At 46.2% G+C, this 18722-nt stretch carries 13 protein-coding genes and 1 pseudogene; 2 read left to right on the top strand and 12 right to left on the bottom strand.

Going from position 1 to position 18722, the window contains the following annotated elements:
- Positions 1-31 precede the first annotated feature (31 nt).
- Positions 32-1444 (bottom strand): slr1306 family protein, encoded by a 1413-nt coding sequence (locus tag ACRC32_RS00165; protein ID WP_438552088.1) that lies wholly within the window; start codon positions 1442-1444, stop codon positions 32-34.
- Between the two features lie 197 nt (positions 1445-1641).
- On the opposite strand from ACRC32_RS00165, the gene ACRC32_RS00160 reads away from it, so the two are divergent.
- The gene (locus tag ACRC32_RS00160) at positions 1642-2028 is read left to right on the top strand and encodes a VOC family protein (RefSeq protein ID WP_438552087.1); all 387 of its coding nucleotides are present in this window, start codon (positions 1642-1644) and stop codon (positions 2026-2028) included.
- A gap of 17 nt (positions 2029-2045) precedes the next feature.
- Here the strand turns inward: ACRC32_RS00160 and ACRC32_RS00155 are convergent, their stop codons facing one another.
- The 5 genes from ACRC32_RS00155 to yqeK all read right to left on the bottom strand — a co-directional run bounded on the left by ACRC32_RS00155 (position 2046) and on the right by yqeK (position 5828).
- The gene (locus tag ACRC32_RS00155; protein ID WP_438552086.1) at positions 2046-2603 is read right to left on the bottom strand and encodes a group I intron-associated PD-(D/E)XK endonuclease; all 558 of its coding nucleotides are present in this window, start codon (positions 2601-2603) and stop codon (positions 2046-2048) included.
- Positions 2604-3028: 425 nt separating this feature from the next.
- A complete protein-coding gene (locus tag ACRC32_RS00150) occupies positions 3029-3982 on the bottom strand; it encodes an asparaginase (protein WP_438552085.1) in 954 nt (317 codons plus the stop codon).
- Between the two features lie 148 nt (positions 3983-4130).
- Entirely contained in the window at positions 4131-4631 is a 501-nt protein-coding gene (locus ACRC32_RS00145) for a CGLD27 family protein (RefSeq protein WP_438552084.1), read from the bottom strand.
- Positions 4628-5080 carry a ribosome silencing factor gene (rsfS, locus tag ACRC32_RS00140; RefSeq protein ID WP_015152484.1) on the bottom strand — a complete coding sequence of 151 codons (453 nt, stop codon included), beginning with the start codon at positions 5078-5080 and terminating at the stop codon, positions 4628-4630. Before rsfS ends, ACRC32_RS00145 begins: the two co-directional genes overlap by 4 nt.
- A 112-nt stretch (positions 5081-5192) precedes the next feature.
- The gene (gene yqeK, locus ACRC32_RS00135) at positions 5193-5828 is read right to left on the bottom strand and encodes a bis(5'-nucleosyl)-tetraphosphatase (symmetrical) YqeK (protein ID WP_438552083.1); all 636 of its coding nucleotides are present in this window, start codon (positions 5826-5828) and stop codon (positions 5193-5195) included.
- A gap of 196 nt (positions 5829-6024) precedes the next feature.
- Here yqeK and ACRC32_RS00130 point away from each other — a divergent pair, with 196 nt between their 5' ends.
- Entirely contained in the window at positions 6025-6801 is a 777-nt protein-coding gene (locus ACRC32_RS00130) for a 7-carboxy-7-deazaguanine synthase QueE (RefSeq protein ID WP_438552082.1), read from the top strand.
- Positions 6802-6841: 40 nt separating this feature from the next.
- On the opposite strand, the gene ACRC32_RS00125 is transcribed toward ACRC32_RS00130, so the two are convergent.
- The 6 genes and pseudogenes from ACRC32_RS00125 to ACRC32_RS00100 all read right to left on the bottom strand — a co-directional run.
- Complete coding sequence (locus ACRC32_RS00125; RefSeq protein ID WP_410500295.1) at positions 6842-7486, bottom strand: DUF3318 domain-containing protein; 645 nt, start codon at positions 7484-7486, stop codon at positions 6842-6844.
- A gap of 88 nt (positions 7487-7574) precedes the next feature.
- A complete protein-coding gene (locus ACRC32_RS00120) occupies positions 7575-7829 on the bottom strand; it encodes a TIGR02450 family Trp-rich protein (protein WP_039717320.1) in 255 nt (84 codons plus the stop codon).
- 123 nt (positions 7830-7952) lie between these two features.
- A complete protein-coding gene (locus tag ACRC32_RS00115) occupies positions 7953-9833 on the bottom strand; it encodes a protein kinase domain-containing protein (protein ID WP_438552081.1) in 1881 nt (626 codons plus the stop codon).
- Between the two features lie 263 nt (positions 9834-10096).
- Positions 10097-13822, bottom strand: coding sequence for a DUF6923 family protein (locus ACRC32_RS00110; protein WP_438552080.1), 3726 nt, complete (start codon positions 13820-13822; stop codon positions 10097-10099).
- Complete coding sequence (locus tag ACRC32_RS00105) at positions 13819-17997, bottom strand: TonB-dependent receptor (RefSeq protein ID WP_438552079.1); 4179 nt, start codon at positions 17995-17997, stop codon at positions 13819-13821. The genes ACRC32_RS00110 and ACRC32_RS00105 overlap by 4 nt, the downstream gene beginning before the upstream one ends.
- A pseudogene (locus ACRC32_RS00100) lies at positions 17994-18722 on the bottom strand (hypothetical protein); the annotation flags it as partial. The pseudogene ACRC32_RS00100 and the gene ACRC32_RS00105, both read right to left, overlap by 4 nt.

The raw sequence follows: 18722 nt of genomic DNA, 5'->3' as shown, positions 1-18722 counted from the left end.
AGAGGGTGCGTGACTCACGCACCCTACAAAACTAAGCTTGCGGTTGAGGAGTTGGTAACAAACGTCCCAAACCTTGTTTGACAAACCCTTGCAAGAAAGCAACTTGCTGATTTTGTTGAAAAACATTTTGTAAAGTCTGTCCCAACTTATCCAAATTCAATCCCGACGCTGAATCGATCGCCTCTTCTTGTTGTTGGAAATATTCGATCAAGCTACACCCAGCTAAACGAGTTAAATAGGCGGCGCTCACTCCTTGCACGGCTCCACCTGCGACAAAGGTGACAGCATTAGTTTTTAAAACAGTGCTAATGGCTTTCGTAGAAAGTTCTACCAAGCCTAGTTTTAACATCAAACTTCCCATCGTTCCCGCTACATTTTGCGCTTGCTCAAACGAGAACTTTTGCTGGTAGACTGCGCCTAATTCCATCACCAACTGAGCGTTAATTGCTGCTGTTGCGAGTAAATCTAAAGCTGGAACTGGGTTAGCAAAAGCAGCGGCGGCGGCGATCCACTGATATTGTTCTACAACAGGGAGGGCGCGATCGCGTCTAATTCGATCTAGAATAACTTTTCCTTCTGCTTTCAATTCTTCAGCTTGGCGTTTGGTAGTTGCCCATACTAACTGTTGCGCTTCTTGCTGGAGAATATATTCTAGGCGTTGCGTTAAAGCAGAAACTTCAGGTAAACGCTGTTCCAACCATTCCTCTACCGCACCATCAGTTTGATGCTGACGCACTTTCAACGGGTTAGGTGCAGATGCGATCGCCACAACATCTTCTGCTGCTACCATTGGTTGCATCTTTTGCCCAAGCGAGTATAAAACAGCAGCGCGATCGTCTGGGAGATATTGGTCTTGTTTATTAAATACCAAAATAAGTCGCTGATGGGCTGCCAAAAGTTGTTGTAAAGTTTGATATTCGGAATCGGTCAAATCTCCAGATGTAACAAACAAGGTCAGATCGGATGCGATCGCACTTTGCAAAGCTGCTGTATCTGTTTGTTCAACTTCGCTAAATAAAGCTGCCGTTTCGCTAATACACAGCTTTCGATCTTGGGGTTGTGTTTCTAAAACTTGTAATAATGTCGTCTTACCGACAGATTTACCACCAGTAATCGCTAAATTAATTTCTTGGCGATCGATCTGCGTTTCCAACTGGGCAATTTTTTCCCGTAATTCTGGAGTAGGATAATTTTCCGTTTCCAGGCGATCTACCACTACCTGTACTTGAGCGATCGCTTTTTCTACCGTTTCTCGATTCACGGGTAGATCTTGCGCCCGCTGTTTGGGGCGATATTTTCCCAACAACCACATGCAAAAGATAATCGCGATCGCACCCATCAAGCTAAATTCACCTACGTGCGCTAAAGATTCTTGCCACCCTTGCAAAAACCACAGCGCAAAGGCTAAACCAACACCACCGATTAAAATTGGACGCTGCAACATACCAGCCACACTCGCAACATCTCTAGTCTAATGATTTCCCACAATAAAATAACACTCCGAACGGCTCTGGACGTGCCGAGTTTACTATACTTTGTAATCGGTCGATCGCAAGTAACTTGTTACCTACGATACTTGACCGCTCGGAGCAGATGTACTAGTCTTGCCTCAGTCATTCTTGAAGTGAGGAGTATAAAGTATTGAAATTCTCCTACACGATTCTCTATGTCAAGGACGTTTCTCAAGCCGTTGCATTTTACGAACGTGCCTTCAGCTTAAAGAAACGATTTATGCATGAAGGCGGACAATATGCTGAAATGGAAACGGGGGGAACGACACTTGCTTTTGCTTCTAACGAACTAGCGCGATCGAATCTTCCCCAAGGATTTCAAGAGAACAGTATATCAAATCCACCTGCTGGGATTGAGGTTGGTTTTGTGACAGAAGATGTATCAGCAGCTTTTGCAAATGCGATGAATGCTGGTGCTGTAGTTGTTGTAGAACCCAAAGTTAAACCTTGGGGACAAACGGTAGCATATGTCCGCGATTTAGATGGGATTTTGATTGAAATTGCTAGTCCAATGTGAAGTAGCAAGCAGAAAGTCTATATAGAAATCCCATTCGCGGGAACTCTGAATGGGGCGATCTCACTAACAACAGCTTGCTCATCTGACGTAGGAGATTGCGTATCGGTTTTACAGTTCAAAACTTTTTGCAAAATTAAATTCCAAGCATCGCGATAATTTGCAGAACGAGGTTTTCTCTGTCGCTTATCAGCTTCGACTAAATGAATTTCGCTGCCATATCCAATAAATACATCTACTGGAAATACATAGAACAGATCGAGGTTTTCTATATAGACTAGAGCAAAATCAAAGTCCGATTGTTTGTAAGCTTCTCTAACCATCAGTCGCCGATTGGTCTTTGTCCAACGATTATCTACAACGTAATTACCTGAAGGAGAGTCAAACCAGGCGTACTTAACTTGAATTTTGACCAGAACTCCACCCACATCAAACACTAGATCGTATGGCAACCGATCGCCAATAGGTTTTAGAACTCCCCAGCCTCGTTTTACAGCATGAAAAACTGCTGCTTGTTCTGCTATATCTCCTTTTAATTTAGTATCCATTTGAATAATTTCTAGCTGCTCAAACAGCATAAAATAAAACCCTACAACCTTTTACAGTGCAGGGTTTTATCTTTTGATTTGGTGGCGGGAAGTGGATTTGAACCACTGACCTTCGGGTTATGCTTACCATCTACAGCTTTCGCTGCCTGAGTTAACTATTTTTAAGTTAACTAGTTTGTGGTCTGGACTGTCCCTTCATCCTCGACTTGACGTTAGGATGCCTGCCTTCCAGTCTCTACACCTTCTCTCTTTCAAGAGCTTGGTTCGGGATTACCGCGCTATTGGCTTCCCCGAATTTGACAGGTAAACGCACGCAAATTTCTTCACGTACCGCCCATAACAAGATTAACTATTAAGCACTTAATTAATCTTGCTTGTTGAGCCCGACGAGCTACCAGGCTGCTCTATCCCGCGTCAACTTTTCTAGTATAACCATAAGTTTTAGAAATTTGCAACTATAACAGCGACAATTCTCCTAAAACCTCTAAACGCTTGAATTTACCAAACTCCATAAAACTTTCAGCTAGGGTTTCTGCGGCTGAGGGACTGATCCACCCCATTTGCTTGAGCAAGTGAATCGCCACAGCGTGTTTAGCGCGTTTAGAACCGTCGATCGCCTTAATTGCCAACCCCATTCCCTCGCCGACTCTACCAATACACTGCACGCCTTCTGCACCCGCCTTACTAACGAGTTCCCCTTGCGTCAGACGCATAATTTCCGTGTCGAATTCTCCTTCCCCTGCAATCAAGGTGGGATGATAGGTCATAGCACGCACGATCCGTTCCAGATCCAAACTGCTACCAGAAGCCAGCTGAGCGTATAAAGCTGCCATTTGTCCCAACTGCATGAAATAGGTAGGCGCACCACAATCATCGTGAGCGCAGATAAATTCCTCAGCAGGCATCCGCAGCATTTCAGCTACTTTAGTTAGAATTAACTGCTGTACGGGATGGTTGCGTTGGAGATAGCTATTGAGCGCCCAACGCCGTTGCTGACACACGGCTAACATTCCCGCATGTTTGCCAGAACAATTGTATTCTAGGGGGCTGCGCTTACCCGCAGGCGTGGGACATTGCAATGCCGAGGGATCGATATCTGCTCGCCAAAGAATATTAAAGACTTGTCGCACTTGGGCGATCGCGGCTTTATGCGAACTACAAATAATCGCTAAATCTCTATCTGTGAGATCGTAGCGTTCTAAAGTGCCTGTTGTTGTCACGCCTAGTGCTTGAAATGGCTTGAGAGCAGAACGCACGAAAGTTGCTGTTTCCGCATTGCCAGCCACAGATAACACCCGTCCTCGGTTGTCACATACAACTGCTTGGACGTGATGGATCGATTCGACGATTCCTTCCCGCAGCAACCGGACTTCCAGTTCTGCGGCTTGAGTTCTTTTTCCCCTTGTCATGGGTTAGAATGTATCACCTTTTTGGTAATTTGATAATTGGTGGTTGGCAGTTGGTAGTTGTTTGCTGTTGATAGTTAATCGTTAATTGTTTGCTGCGATCGACCATTATCCATTAACAATTACCTATTACCTATTACCCATTACCGATTTATAAAAAATACCAGATTAAGCCCCCAGACAGCAGAAAGAAACCCAGCCACGCAAAAGTGCGGCGGAGTCTTTGCAGGATTGGTTTAACTTGGTAGCTGACAATGAGCCGATCGCGGGTCAGAATTTCTAGTGGTTTTGTCCAGTTTTGACCGTCGTACCAACCTGTTTCCTCATAAAAGATCGTCTGATTCATCAGGCGATCGCGCACGTAAGACCAACCGAGGTACATACGGGCAACTGCTAAGATTACCCCCAGGCTCGCACCGAGCATGCCGCATAGCAAGAATTGCGTTGCGTGTTTGATGGGTGGAAAACTAGCAGCGGCAATCGGTCCCGCCACTATCCACGACCAACCCCAAACCCACATTAGTTTGCCAACATACTGCCGTAATTCTAAAGTGGCAGTCCGAAAAAAACCGGATGATTTGAGCTGTTCGTACTCGTTGAGCGGTTGTTGTTCGTCAGGAACTGGACAGACAGAAACAGGTGATTCCATCATTTTGTTGTTCTCCCATCGCCACTGGCGGTTGGAAAATCGATCCGTTCGGCATGACCCCAGAATGCTTCTAAATTATAAAACTCTCGTTCGCTGGGCATCATAATATGAACCAAGACATCGCCATAGTCTTGTAACACCCAAGTTCCTTCATTCTTGCCTTCCGTCCGCAGTAGCTTTCTGTGCCATTCTTTGACAACTTTATCCTCAATTGCATCTGCGATCGCCCTTACCTGTACCCTAGAATATCCAGTGACGATCGCGAAGTAATCGGCTAAGTAAGAAACATCAGCGACATGCAACAGGACAATATCGCCTGCTTTGCGATCGGCAGCAGCCTCCGCAATTGCCAAGGCTAATTCCCGACTCTCATCGGCATGAGTAGCACTGACTTTACTAGAGTTCAGAAAAGCGGACTGAGAGATTGAATTTGCTTGGGTATATTCAGACATTAAACCTCATTTTTTGAGCTATGTTTTACAAATCAATTATCTAAAACAAAAGAGCAACTAGGCTCATAATAATTGTCAAATGTACAACTTCATACAGAGCGAAACTATTTCTTCATTTAAGCATGTGCGGAGAGTGGTGCTTGCTTTTTACCCAGTTAAGAAACCAATTTCGGGTGGCGATCGTGCGTGGATGAATTAAACAATGAGTCTCTATTAAAAATTTTAAAGAATAATCGCAGGTACGCCAAACAGCTTGAGGTAAATTTTGATAACTCATCTGTCGTAAAGCTTGTAACTCAGGGGTATCGCCTCTACCTGGCTCAATGCTATCCGCTAAAAACACGATACAGCTCAATTCCGTCATTTCTGGTCTGCCCAAAGTATGATTGGCGATCGCCTGCAATACTTCTTCATCTTGCACCCCAAAAGTATCTCTAGCAACGATCGCGCTGACATCGGCATGTAACAAATGAGGATGCAATTCCATCACGGGATCGATCTCTAACCCCTCAGCGCGCGCCATTTCCAGCAGCTTAGCGGGCTTAAAATATTTTGCCAAGTCGTGCATGAACCCAGCCTGCGCCGCCTTCTCCACATTTTGACGGTGATGCTCAGCCAACTCCACCGCCATCTGCTCTACCCTAAGAATATGGTCGATGCGGGACTGCGGTACGTGTTCTGACAGCCAGCTTAAAACCCGTTCGCGCTTGACCGTGATGTACTCCGAGCTATGGTTGAGATTTAGCACAATAAGAGAGTTAATCTCGACTCAATTCCCAATCTCATTGTAGCGAAGCCTAGTAATAGGAGCGAGGAGCGAGGAGCGAGGGGAAAACATAATCTTTGTATCTTTGCGCCTTTGCGCCTACTCTACGAGAAGCCGCTGCGCGTCTATGCGACCCTATCTAAACTTTAACTTCCACCCGATCGCCCCATTCTGACCCATGACAACCGCCCGTCTCATCGAAATCTTCTCCGCCATTCAAGGCGAAGGATTAAACGTCGGCACGCGCCAAATCTTCATCCGGTTCGCGCTATGCGATCTACGCTGCCATTTTTGCGATAGCGCCCATACTTGGAGCGTACCATCAACTTGTCGCGTCGAGAGATCGCCTGGACTGCGAGACTTTGAAACCCACCCTAACCCCGTACAGCTCAATACTCTATTAACTTGGATAGAACGGCAAAACTCCCCAGGCTTACACGATAGCATCAGCTTCACAGGAGGTGAACCATTACTACACGCACCTTTCCTAGTAGAATTCCTACCTCTGGTACGTCGTGCAACTGGACTACCCATCTATCTCGAAACGGGAGGTCATCGTCCGCAACAACTGCAACTCATCCTACCTTACCTTGACTCGGTGGGCATGGATATCAAACTACCCAGCGTCAGTGGCGAAGATCGCTGGAACGAACACGCAGAATTTTTGCAAACCTGTTACCAAGCAGGGATAGAGGTATTTATCAAAGCGATCGTCTCCAGTCAATCCGATCTCGGAGATATAGCCAGGGCAGCGAAACTAGTTGCATCTGTCAATCCAGAAATTCCTGTATTTCTACAACCCGCTACCCCACTCACACCATCCCAGCAGTTCGGAGACGTTCCAATCCAAGCACCCACTCCAGCACAAGTATTGCATTGGCAAGCGTTCATGAAACGAGAACTCAAACGAGTCCGCGTTATTCCCCAAACTCACAAAATGCTCAACCAGCTATAAAGACGCGAAAATTTGCGTCCCTATCATTACATTGCGATCGTTACATCATCTCATCTGGTGCAGCTTTCGTTTTGGCTTTTGCCTTGTTAGCGCTACGCTTGAGTGCCTGCAAGCGACCTTCATATTTCGCTTTTTGTCGCTTGCCTGGTGCTTGCTCGATTAAAGTTTTTAAAGCACTGCCGAGACTTTTGTAGGCGTTGGGTAGAGTATAACCGAAACGAGTTGCCAAGGCGATCGCCTTTTCGTCTGCCTCTATTGCCTCTTTAACCTGCTTTTCGCCATTATTCTTCTGATATAGCCGATATCCCGACACGCCGCACAGCGCCACTGCTAGCAACAATAACAAACCATCCTGTACCCAAAGTTCGCCGACCGCGCCACCCAAACCAATCGCTAGCGCTGCCATTTCCCAACCATCTTTGGGAATGGTGTCATTTTGAATTCGCGCTACTTCGTGCCAAAACAGCAAGTTTCGTTGATCGATCGCCAGCGCATCCCACTTAATCAAGTCGATTTGAATTTCCACCTGATCGCTGCCAATTTCTTCACTCCGAATCAGGGGTGGGTTAACTTCCGTCGTTCCCTCGACAGTTACCCAACTTTGCAGTTCTGGGGGCAGTATACCCTTGAGTCGCCGCAATTCGCTCATTTCGGCTTTAGCCGAGGAGGTTGCATAGGATGTCATAAACAGGATTCCAACAAGTGGCTAAGAATGCTTCTACTCTCATTTTGGAGTATAGCGAATCACATCGTCCAAATTTTGGGGAAACCCTCTACACGTCGGCAGTTTCTAATTCTGCCATCTCTTGTAGAGATTGCCAGCCAGCCAGCCACTGAGAACGGTCTTTGAGCGAATTTGCATTGATCCAAAATCGTGCCTCGGGATCGCAGGCGGCGACCATTTCCGCAAACACCCACTTGCCTTGATTTTTGCGATTGACCACTTGAAAGTGCCTCCAGCCGAACATTTTTTGCTGGGAAGTCCATTTGGAACCAACGAGATAGGGGAATTTTTGCTTTTTGGGCATAGATGGAGTGAGGAGTGAGGAGTGAGGAGTGAGGGAGGAGACAAGGGAGAAGTCGGAAGTCGGAAGTATTTCACTCACCACTCTCTTTCCCTCGCCCCTCATTCCTTGCTCCTCACTCCTAGTTTAGTGACATTGCCAAATTTTTACAGTACTGTCAGCACTACCAGAAGCGATCGCTTGTTCGTCAGGACTGAGAGCAATCGACCAAATGGCATCATCATGGCTGCCGATAGTTTTGACAAATTTACCATTTTCAGATTGCCAAACTTTGAGCGTTTTATCACCACTACCACTGACAATAATTTTCCCCAACGGACTTAAAGCAACACCGCTGACACGGCTAGTATGACCTTCTAGCGTATGAGTTAGCTTGCTATCATGCCACATCTTAATCGTGCCGTCTTCGCTACCAGAGACGATGGTGCGTCCATCTTTACTAAAGACAATCGATCGCACCCATCCAGAATGTCCCGTCAGATCGCCAATCCATTTTTCTTTGTATAAGTCCCACAAACGAATAACTTCGCCGCAACCTCCAGCTAAAACTTTGCCATCTGGACTATTGGCAACTGACAATACATAACCGGAGTGTCCTGTCAAGGTGTACATGAGATTACCTGTATATAAATCCCACAACTTCACCGTGCCATCGTCACTACCGCTAAAAATTACCTTACCATCACGACTCGTCGCGATCGCGCTGACTCCATTCGCGTGTCCGGCTAGAGTTTGAATCAGTTTGCCGCTATTAACGTTCCAGATCTTGACAGTTTTATCGGCACTGCAACTGACGAGAGATTTACCGTCAGGACTAAAAGTCAATCCCCGCACCCAGTTGCTATGGTCTCTGAGACAGTAAACTAAACTGCCGCTATCCAACTCCCAGATGTTAATCGTTTTGTCCGCACTGCCGCTGGCAACTAACTGTCCGTCTGGGCTAATGGCAACTGCTCTAATCTGTCCCGAATGTCCGGTTAGGGTATGCACGCACTGCCAATGTTTAATTTCTACTAGTGGTGGTGGTGGTGGCGGTGGTGGTGGCGGTGGCGGCGGCGCTGTGGCGGCTGGTGCTGCGATCGCTGGTGCTGTGGCTGTTGGTGCGACAATTGGTTCGCTGAGGTCTTTGAGTACCTCTTCTGCCGATTGATAGCGACGCTGGACGTATTCTTGCAGCATTCGATCGAGAATGTCACTTAATCGATCTGAGACATCAATACCCCTTTGCTGCAAATAGGGTCGCCACATCCAGTTTCCTTCTAAAGGATTGTAAATTTCATCGAGTTCTGCATTTGTCATCAGGCGAATGCAGGTGACACCCAAGCTGTAAATATCGCTGGCGGGGAATGCCCTCCCACCGCGCAGTTGTTCGATGGGGGCATATCCTTCCGTTCCAGGTTTGGTACTAGCAGCAGAGATACTCGTCCCAGCAAGCTGTTTTGCTACGCCAAAATCGATTAAGACGAATTTGTTATCAACTTTTTGACGTAGAATATTTGTCGGTTTAATATCTCGATGAATCACGTCGCAATGGTGAATAAATTGCAGTACGGGCAGTAAACTATTCATCAGCGCCCGAATTTGTTCTTCGTTAAACGATCCTTGTTGTTCTAATTCTTTTTCTAAATCTTGCCCGTCAATATGTTGTTGTACCAGATACAAGCGTTGTTCTTGTTCAAAATAACCGAATAAAGTCGGAATTTGGGGATGTTTCTCCCCTAGTTCTAATAACTGTCTGGCTTCTTGCTTGAACAACAGGGTGGCTTTTGCCATTGCCTCAATATTGCCTTGAATGTGGGGCAGAGGAAAAAACTGCTTGATCACGCAAAGGGCATTGAGACGATTGGCATCTTCTGCCAAGAAGGTGCGTCCAAAGCCACCATTGCCGATTGGTTTAATTGCTTGATATTGGTCTTTGAGCAGCAACTTGGAGCCACAGACGAGACAATACTTTCTCCCATCTAAGTTTTGGGGGTTCTGGCAGTCTGGATTCAAGCAGTAACTCATATCTGGGGATCGGCTTATGGAATCTGTATTTAGTCTTCCCAGATTTAACAGGCAATTAGCTATTAGGGAAAAACTACAGTAGGGAGCAGGGAGTCGGGAGCTGAGGGAGCAACTCAAAATTCACGCATTCACGCATTCACGCATTCACGCATTCACGCATTCAAAATTTCCCTACACTCCACACCCTTTCTTCACTAGCCACCAGTCACTAGTCACTGATAACTGTTAACTGTTAACTGATATACGACTGGGTGAAGATCGGGCTAGTTGAGTTTAGCCCTAAACCGCACAAATCCATAGGCATTTGTAGGAATTCCAGGCGCAGTCGCATTGAGTAAATTGCCTAAATTCACTACGATCGCCCCATTGGTATTGCTACCCTGACAATTAATATTAGGGTAAACACTAGTCGGCTCAACTCCCGGGGGAAAATACGTTGCGGCATCTCCGTCACTGATATTTGTTAATGATTCAGTGGCCCCGTTATATTGCCAGAGAATACCTCTATCTATTCCTTGAAAACCGCCGTTAGCTTGAGCTGGTTCGCTGTTGAAGGTATTAGGGACAAAATTTGTATTAGTAGGAATGCGATCGCAAAACAAAACGTTTTGAGCCGTATTATTACCAGCTGACAGGTAGTAGACAGTGTACTCAATTTCATCACCTGGTTTAACCTGACCACCATCAATACCACCGATGAGGAAATCATCGGGCTTACCGTTATTATCAGCATCGAGCCACTTATCAGTATCGGGCTGTTCGGGTGGAACTGGGTTAGCCAAAGTAATATCGTTATCATCGTAAGGATTGTTCAGATCGTCGAAATAGCTGGATAGATCGTCACCATTCAAACTCGTTGTGTCATCGTTAATTTTAGTGATCCGCTTGACCAACAGCACGCTAGGATTGCTGATAAATGGCAACGTAATCGGTGTTGGAGTTGGCGTATCGCCGTGAGGTGTAATGGGTAGAGTTGGGGAGTCAGTTGATAAATCGCTCGTCAGTAAGTCTGGTGGCGGAATGGGAACGTCACTGTTGATACCTGCAAAGGTAAAGCCAGGGTTAGCCACATTAGCAGAAATACTGCTAGCATACGCAGTATTTTCCTGTACCGTGTTGCTTGGAACAGAAGCGGTGTTGGGATAGGTGAGTCGTACAGTAAAAGCGATCGTACGCTCTTGTCCTGGTGCTAGCGTGTCTGTCCCAGCCAGTAATTTGAAACCATTCGTACCGTTGAAACTGGGGTTGAGAGTGAGAGTACCTGAACCTGCTCCTAGTGTAGGAGCAGTTTGGATCGCAATTGTGGGATTACCCGTATTGAAAGTTAGATTCAAATTTTCAGTAATTTGCACCTTGGATGCAGCTTCAGTACCCGTATTCTTAACTGCGATCGTATATGGCACGTCAAAAGTGGTATTGTTAACTGCTGTCACTGTACCAGCCGACTTCACTACGTCAAGTCTTTGCGGGGTGAACGGGCAACTACTTCCATCACTCTGCGAAGCCGACACAGTGTTGCTAATATCAGTAGCAGTACCATTTGTGAGATCGATTTGGTAGAAGTAGCCGAAGCTGCTGTAACCGTAGAACGTACCGGAGGCATCAAAAAAGACGCTGCCAATCGGTGTTTCTGAGGGAATTCCAGTAGAGCCAACTACAGACACGTTAGCCGAGCTACCGCCGATCGTAATTTGGTAAAGATTACCAGACAACACCCCATACATCTTGCCATCTACAGGATTGAAAGCAATGTCACCAACACTCATTGGTACTGATAAGTTAATCGCAGTAGCAGTTTTGGCGTTGACATCAACTCGGTAAATCTTGGTGTTGTCGTTGTCTGGGACGACATAATAATTTCCTGCTGCATCAAAAGCACCCGCAGAGTAGGGACCTACAGGCAGATTGCTAACATTTCCAATAAAAGAAGCATTGCTTTGAGTCAAACGATAGAGCTTGTTAGTTCCAGCAGTTCCATACTCGATCGCATACAAGTAGCCGTCAACTGAGTTATGACCCAAAGCGTTCAATTTGACGGCTGGTGTAGGATTTAATAGCAGCGTGTGTTGATAAGGGTCGGGAATGCGATCGATTCTATAAAGCTCGGAATGTGCTGACAAACCACTACCGACAACGCGAACTTGATAAAATCTGCCATCGCAGACAAAGGATTGCCCGACAACTGCGGCGACAGTCACATCTTCACCCGTGCTAGAAGCTGAGTTATAGCTGCTACTACCGCTAGCTCCTGAAGGGTTAGTGTAGTTTGCTGTAGCTGGGTTCTGATACGTTCCGGCGATTACACCTAAGCCAAAGCTAACCGTAAAGGTGATAGATACACTTCCGCCAGCAGGAATGGTGAAGCTACCCCAACTAGGGTTTGTTGCTCCTGTTGTCGGATTTGTAGTCGAGGCACGGACAGCACCCCCACTCAATGTTACTGTACCTGTTGAGGCATAAGTAAAGCCACTAGGCAGGGTGTCAGAGATGTTGACATTGGAAGCTGTTGCCCTCCCTGTGGCATTAGAAACGGTAATAGTGTATGTTGCAGTGCTGCCTGCGGCAACGACGGGTGTACTGGTCGTTTTGGTAATGGTAAGAGCTGGCGTGAGTTCAAACCCAAAGTCTTTTTCTATAACTGGGCTGCTAGCAACATTAACCGCTAAGTTATTTGGTGTATCTAATGCCCACCCAGCAGGAATGTCAGGATCGCTAGTATCGACTTGAACTATATAATCACCACTAGCAACACCAACAAAAGAGTACTGACCGCTAGCATTAGTCATTGCAGTAGCAAGAGTATTTGTGCCAGTACTATCTAAAAGCCTAACGGTAATGTTTGCTATAGGTGGTTCGCCAACGTTGAGGATTTTATTGCTGTTGTTGTCTCGGTATAAAGTGCCAGAAATGCTTTGAAGACCATTTTGCGTAAAAATACCACCCCCTGCCATCAAATCGAGTCCACCACCCCCCGTTGACGCTTCACTCGTAGTTGTGGGGAAGCTATTATAGTTAACTAAATTGTAGGTTGAGTCAATGTCGTCTGCAAAAAGGGCATAGCCATAGATCGTTTCACCAGCATTAACGCCAAGACTAGAGAGTGAAAAGTAAATTCCACTAATATTTTGGTTCGTAGTCTGAGCTGAAGGTTTGAAATTCGTCTCAGTTTGCTCCCTTCGCATTACAGTAGTATTGATGGATGGTCCTACCCGCCCCCAAGGATTAGGAGTAACACTAGAGTTAACACGGACTAACGAACCGAATCCATTCGGATTGCCGCTAGCATCAACAGAGGTAATTGCAGCAATTCTGAATGAGTCGTTACCCCCTCGATCTAAGATGAGGAAGCCAACATTACTGCTGGAGTTAATAGGAACTGATAGTCCACCGGAAATTAGGAAATCAATCCGTTCAATATTATTGTTGTTACCTACCCCATTGCCCTGATTAGCAAAAACATTGTCCGCACCTCGATTAATAATCTCGTCGAGGAGTATATCATCCATTATTGTTGCTGTACTAGGTTTTAAGTTCTCGATGGTAGTATTGTTGTACTCGAAGAAAACAACCTGTTTATTGCCTGAGGCGTTAGTATTGTCGCGTCGTTGTAGTTTAATCGTGTCAACTAATTTCAGTATGGAGTAGTTTTGTCCAGCAACAAATCCTGTCAGCTTAAGATTATTAGAAACTCCAAATGTGAGGGTGACATTAGAACCACAAGGGTAAGCAGCTGGGAGAGTACAGGGGTTAGTAGTAGTGGTGCTGTAACTGCTACCTGTCGCTGTTTGGTTAATAGTGTTGAGTCCAGTAATGGCTTGTTGTGCTGCGGCGGGGCTAATTGTCCCTAAGGCGATCGCACCTACACTCAAACCCGAACCGACATACTTGCTAACCTTAGCTAGAAGCAATTTTCTCAGCGTCAAATTTTTGCCTTTACGTGTAGCATGAGATGCTAACGCGATCGCACTTAATTCTCCGAAGAATTTCACAATCTCGTACCTCCATCTGGTCTGACTTTCCGATCGATCTCTTGTGATGGTTCAGTCAGTTGTGGTGGATCGGGGTCTGATGTTTCTTGCGATCGCGTTTGATGGCGATCGCGCAATTGTTGTAGCTTCGACGGCTCTTGTAGCTGCTGTTGTGTAGTGGTTGCAGTTGAAGTGCGAGATTTGAGTTTTTTGGCGATCGGTTGAACTTTAGATTTTTGTGGTGGTGCAGGTACGGGCTTTTGCAACCCAAAACCATCAAATAATTCATTCAATTTCACAGTCAAGCCAAAATAAGCCCCACCAGCAGAACGAGAACCGCTAAAATCGTCATCATTCACATGACCAAACGCATATCCTGCCGATAACCGCAGATTTGGTGTCAGGTAGTAACCTGCTTCAGCGACAAAACCCGTCTCGCTGTGATTTTCTGAAGGTTGATTAATCCAACGAGCTTCACCTACAAGATCGATTTTGTCATTTAAGCGATAGGTTGCCCGTAATTGCCCGAGATTAATCGTACTAGAGTTAACTAAATCCTCAGCTAGATAAGACGTGCTGTGACGAATTGCATACTTGCCATAAAGTTCCCATCGCCAGTTAGGAGCGTAAATAGTTTCTAGAGCAAAAGTATGGTCTTTAGAACCCGTCCCGCTGCCAAATAAAATCGTGTCGGGAATTGTGGAGGGATTTTTGCGATATTCGTAACGTAACAAAGCATTAAATTTATCGTTATTCGGGTCGCGATATGCTAGACCTACCTTTAAATTAGCTGTATCTCCCAACCCCGAAAGTCTTTGGTTAGAGGCATTCGCCTGTTGGTAGCGCACCAAACCCGTTAGCGCTAACGAAATTTTCCCCGTGATATCTGCGGAAATTACTGTATTAGAACCACCAGAAGAATTCCGATGCTCGTAACGAGCGCTAGCTTTGAAATCAGAGTTAGGCGTGTATGCTAAACCAATGTGGTAGTTATCACCTGAGTCAACTCCAATCGAAGAGGCACTTTGTCCTATGGTAAAGGGTTGCACGAACTGCTTACCTGCTCCAGTTCGATTGAAGAAATTACCAAATACATGCTCGTATCCCAGATCCAGCTTTAACCCTGGGGCAATGGTAAAACCTTGCTTTATCCCGATCGCACCCTGTGTTGTCATCCCGTCACCCCCATTTAAAATGGAGTAACGCCCATTGAAAGTGGTATCTGTACCAAATTTGCGTTCGCCGATAAAATCGAGACTGGTAATCGAGTTACCATCATTCTGACTGCCACTATAAAACTGTTGCGATAAGCGAATACTCAAATCTTGTGCAACTTTCCAATCTAAACCTACAATCGTGCGGTCTGGATAAACGGCATCTTCTTCATTAGAAATGGTCAGTTCGTTTTGGGCTAAAAAAGTAAGAGTTTCAGTTAAAGGTAACTTGAGACGCGATCGCAATTGGTCTGAAGTACCGCTCAAAGCATTCGGTTCGATCCGGTCTTCTCGATGCCGATGCACCCAATCCAATGTCAAGTCGGCTTTACCAATCTGCTGCTGTACTCCAGCTGTAATCGTTGTCAGCGAGTTGTCAACCTTACTACCTGGGATCGCTTCCAAACGGGGTGAAAATAAATCGGTAAAATTATCTAATGGTTGAGGTGCTATGCCGCGATTGTCTTCATGGTCGTACTGCAACCGAACATTAGTTTTTGGCGTAACCTGTCCTGTAACCTGCGCTCCATAACGAGTTTGTCCTGGGACAAAGCTAGTTGTAGCGTTGTTACTAAAGCCTGTATCGGTAGAGCGCCAATAAGCTCGACCTTGAATCCCTTGGGCGATCTCTCCCTCAGCCTCTAACCGATAAGCCGAACCGCTGACTTGTCCCATCATTTCTGAATCGTTGTGGGAGTGAGCGTATTCGGCAATTAAATATATTTTGTCACTTATCGCAATTTGCGCGTCTGCACCATAAAGTTCAAAATCGCGAATGCCGCGTTCTTCTTTTAGATAAGTTGCACCGAGCCAACTTTCATTCTCCAGTTGTCGCGAGATGTTGTACTGGACTCTACCACCGTAGATGCGATTGTCCTTTTCCTGGCTTTCATATTGATAGGTTGCAACAATTCGCCGCACCAAAACTAGTCCGTTGTCATTAACATCCGTACGGAAAATTGGCTCGCGAAATAACAACGTGCCGCGATCGTAGTCGATGTCGTAGTCCGTACCTCGCACGAATTGTTGACGTGATAACACCGTACCTGGGCGATTGAGTTCTTCGACTTCAATCGAGATATTTTCACTTCCAGGTATGAGCAAGCGTCGCGAGAGGAAATAATAACCGCTCGTACCATCAGGCGGAATCGTGTCGCGCTGGAACCCTTCAACGTTATCGCCGTAAAATACTGAGAGTTGAAAATCACCTAGATTGTAATTTGCTTTGAACCCGTGTAGGTTACGAGAAGTCGCAGTATATTCCTGTGACGAGCGAGCAAACTCTTTTGTATCGTAGTCACCCCACATCACATAGTCAGGCTCAGCTCCAGGAATGGATGCCGATCGCTCAAAGCGCAGATACAAACTATCTTGAGAAGGGGTAACAGCTTCAACTTTAGAACTATCGCCGTAGACGGGATAATTGCGATCGCAGACTTGGTAATCTCGAAACAAACCGGAAGTGCCGTCGCAATTTTGGTTCAGGGTGCGATCGCTGTTATATGCTCCCGTAAACAACCATTCGCCAATTCTACCGGTGGCAAAAACTGCTGTATGGAAACTCAGTTCGGTACGGTTGTCTTCATCGGGGGGCAAAAAGTCGCGGAAACTCTTGTAAAAATCAGTCCCTCTAGCACCTAAACGCAAGTCAACAACACCCGTAACTAGACTAGAGCGCAGATTCGTTTCAAATTGAAATTGGGTATATGCTTCTAGCTGAAAAGCTTCAGCGCGAACTCTGACTGTTTGAGCTTGTAGTCCCGATCGCAGCTCAGCTGTGTATTGTCCTTTACGTGCCAGGACTTGAAACCCTTGGCGATCGGGCTTAGCATCCGTACCGACAAACTCCCCAGCACTAGCGTCAAGAGTCACGATCGCATCTTCATTGGCGCGATTGCCTTTCTCGTCGAGTAACTGCCCTTGGATCGTGGCTGTCGAACGTCCATCGGCGGGAATTCGCGATTCTTGAGTTTGGACGGTGATTTGTTTCGTATTACCGCGCACGTATACTTTAATTGCAGTCGATTCTCCAGCGCGATCGCCAGTCTTAATTTTAATTGTGAGGGTATTCTCTCCCTGCTGGAGTGGTACGCCGTACCATGTCTGCGTCACGGAATTCGCCGTATTGTTTGTTTCCGTGCCACCAATTAAAGATGTATCGACTAATTCGCCATTGACTGACAGTTCCACGGGAAGATTTGCGGGAGACTGCACGGTTACCGTAGTCGCTGGCACGTCTAAGACTTCATTCGATCGCGGCGAAAGAAATTTTAGATCGTTTGAGGTTGGAGTGGAAGTCGTCTGAGAATCGGTATTTTCCGAATTTGGGGGTTGACCTTGTTCTCGTAATGCAATTAGGTAGTTAGCATACTTTTGTTCAGCCTCCGATCGCGGTACGTTCTGGGATGGAATATTAGTATTTTGTTCGATCTCTTCTGGTGGTATGTTCTGGGATGGAGTGTTAGTATCTGCTTCAGTTGTAGGTGGTGGCGCTGCCTCTGGGAGGGAGAGCAATGCAACTTCAGCCTCGGGAAAATCCGTGACTGTCTGTTCTCCATTTAAGGCGATCGGTAGTGCAACTATGTCGTTACCGAAATCTGGCGTAGCTACTGTGGCTGTCTCAGGCGTAGCGAGGAACGCCACTAGCAATTGGTGTAATTGACGGTCTGTTTCTGAAGGTGGCGTTGCAACGGCTTCAATCGGTAATGCTGCTACGTAAGTGTCGAAATCCTGCGTATTCTCTACAGGTACAGATGTCTCAGGTTGGGCAAGTAATGCCGCAATATAATCGTGCCAGCGCTTTTCTGTCACCGATCGCTGTACTTGCCTCAGTTCGATTGGTAATGCTGCTACGTAAGTGCTGAATTCTGTTTGAGTTGGCAGTGGTTCTGTTCTAGCAGTTTTAGGCAGAATCAACAAACCGATCGCATTCACTGTAGTAATTACTAGGAAGGCATTGAAAAATCTTGTTCTCCACTTCATTTAGGTTTTGCCTCCTTCACGATGGGAGTCACAGCAAAATTCATCCGTGCCATTCCACCAGGTTCTAAATGCACTAAGCGGGATTGACTGTTGCGTTCGATAAAACGACGGTTGGGAGCCAAGGCGTAACCAGGTACGCTACTGAAATCTAAAACTCCCGTGCGATAACCAGAAATGACGTTGGCAACAGAAAATAGCCCTTGAAGATCGGTAGTAATACGGTTGCCGTCATCCATGAAAATCACCGCATTGGGAACTCCTGGTTCTCCTGGCTGCTGTTCGCCATCAAAGTTTTTATCTACGAATACTCGCCCGATCAGCGTGCCGCAATCTGACAAAATGCCTGGGTTAATCCGTAATCTGTGAACGGCGGGACCATCTTTTACTGTTTGGTTGTTGTCAGTGCGCTGTCCGGTTACGTTTGCCAAGTTTTCACCCGTACCGCGAACTGCGTCAGTCGTGAGGACTGCGGCATAAGCTATACTCAGAACTTGCTCGTTAGTGGCGCTACCTGGTAGTTCTATTCCCTCTGCACGTAAAGAGATCGTTCTACCATCGTGACTGGATGCGATCGCCACTGGAGATTTGCCCAACTCTGCTCGCACAGATTTAGGTATAAAGGTAAAACCTAGAGGTAAGGTATCGGTGACGACAATATTTTTCAGTAGGCTGCTGCTGAGATTTTTGACTGAGAGACGATAGATAACTGTATCTCCAGGCTCGGC

It is taken from the genome of Chroococcidiopsis sp., assembly GCF_051657925.1.
Classification (GTDB): Bacteria; Cyanobacteriota; Cyanobacteriia; order Cyanobacteriales; family Chroococcidiopsidaceae; genus Chroococcidiopsis.
Note: the sequence above shows the minus strand (reverse complement) of the source record. Positions and strands in the feature narration are given on the sequence as shown.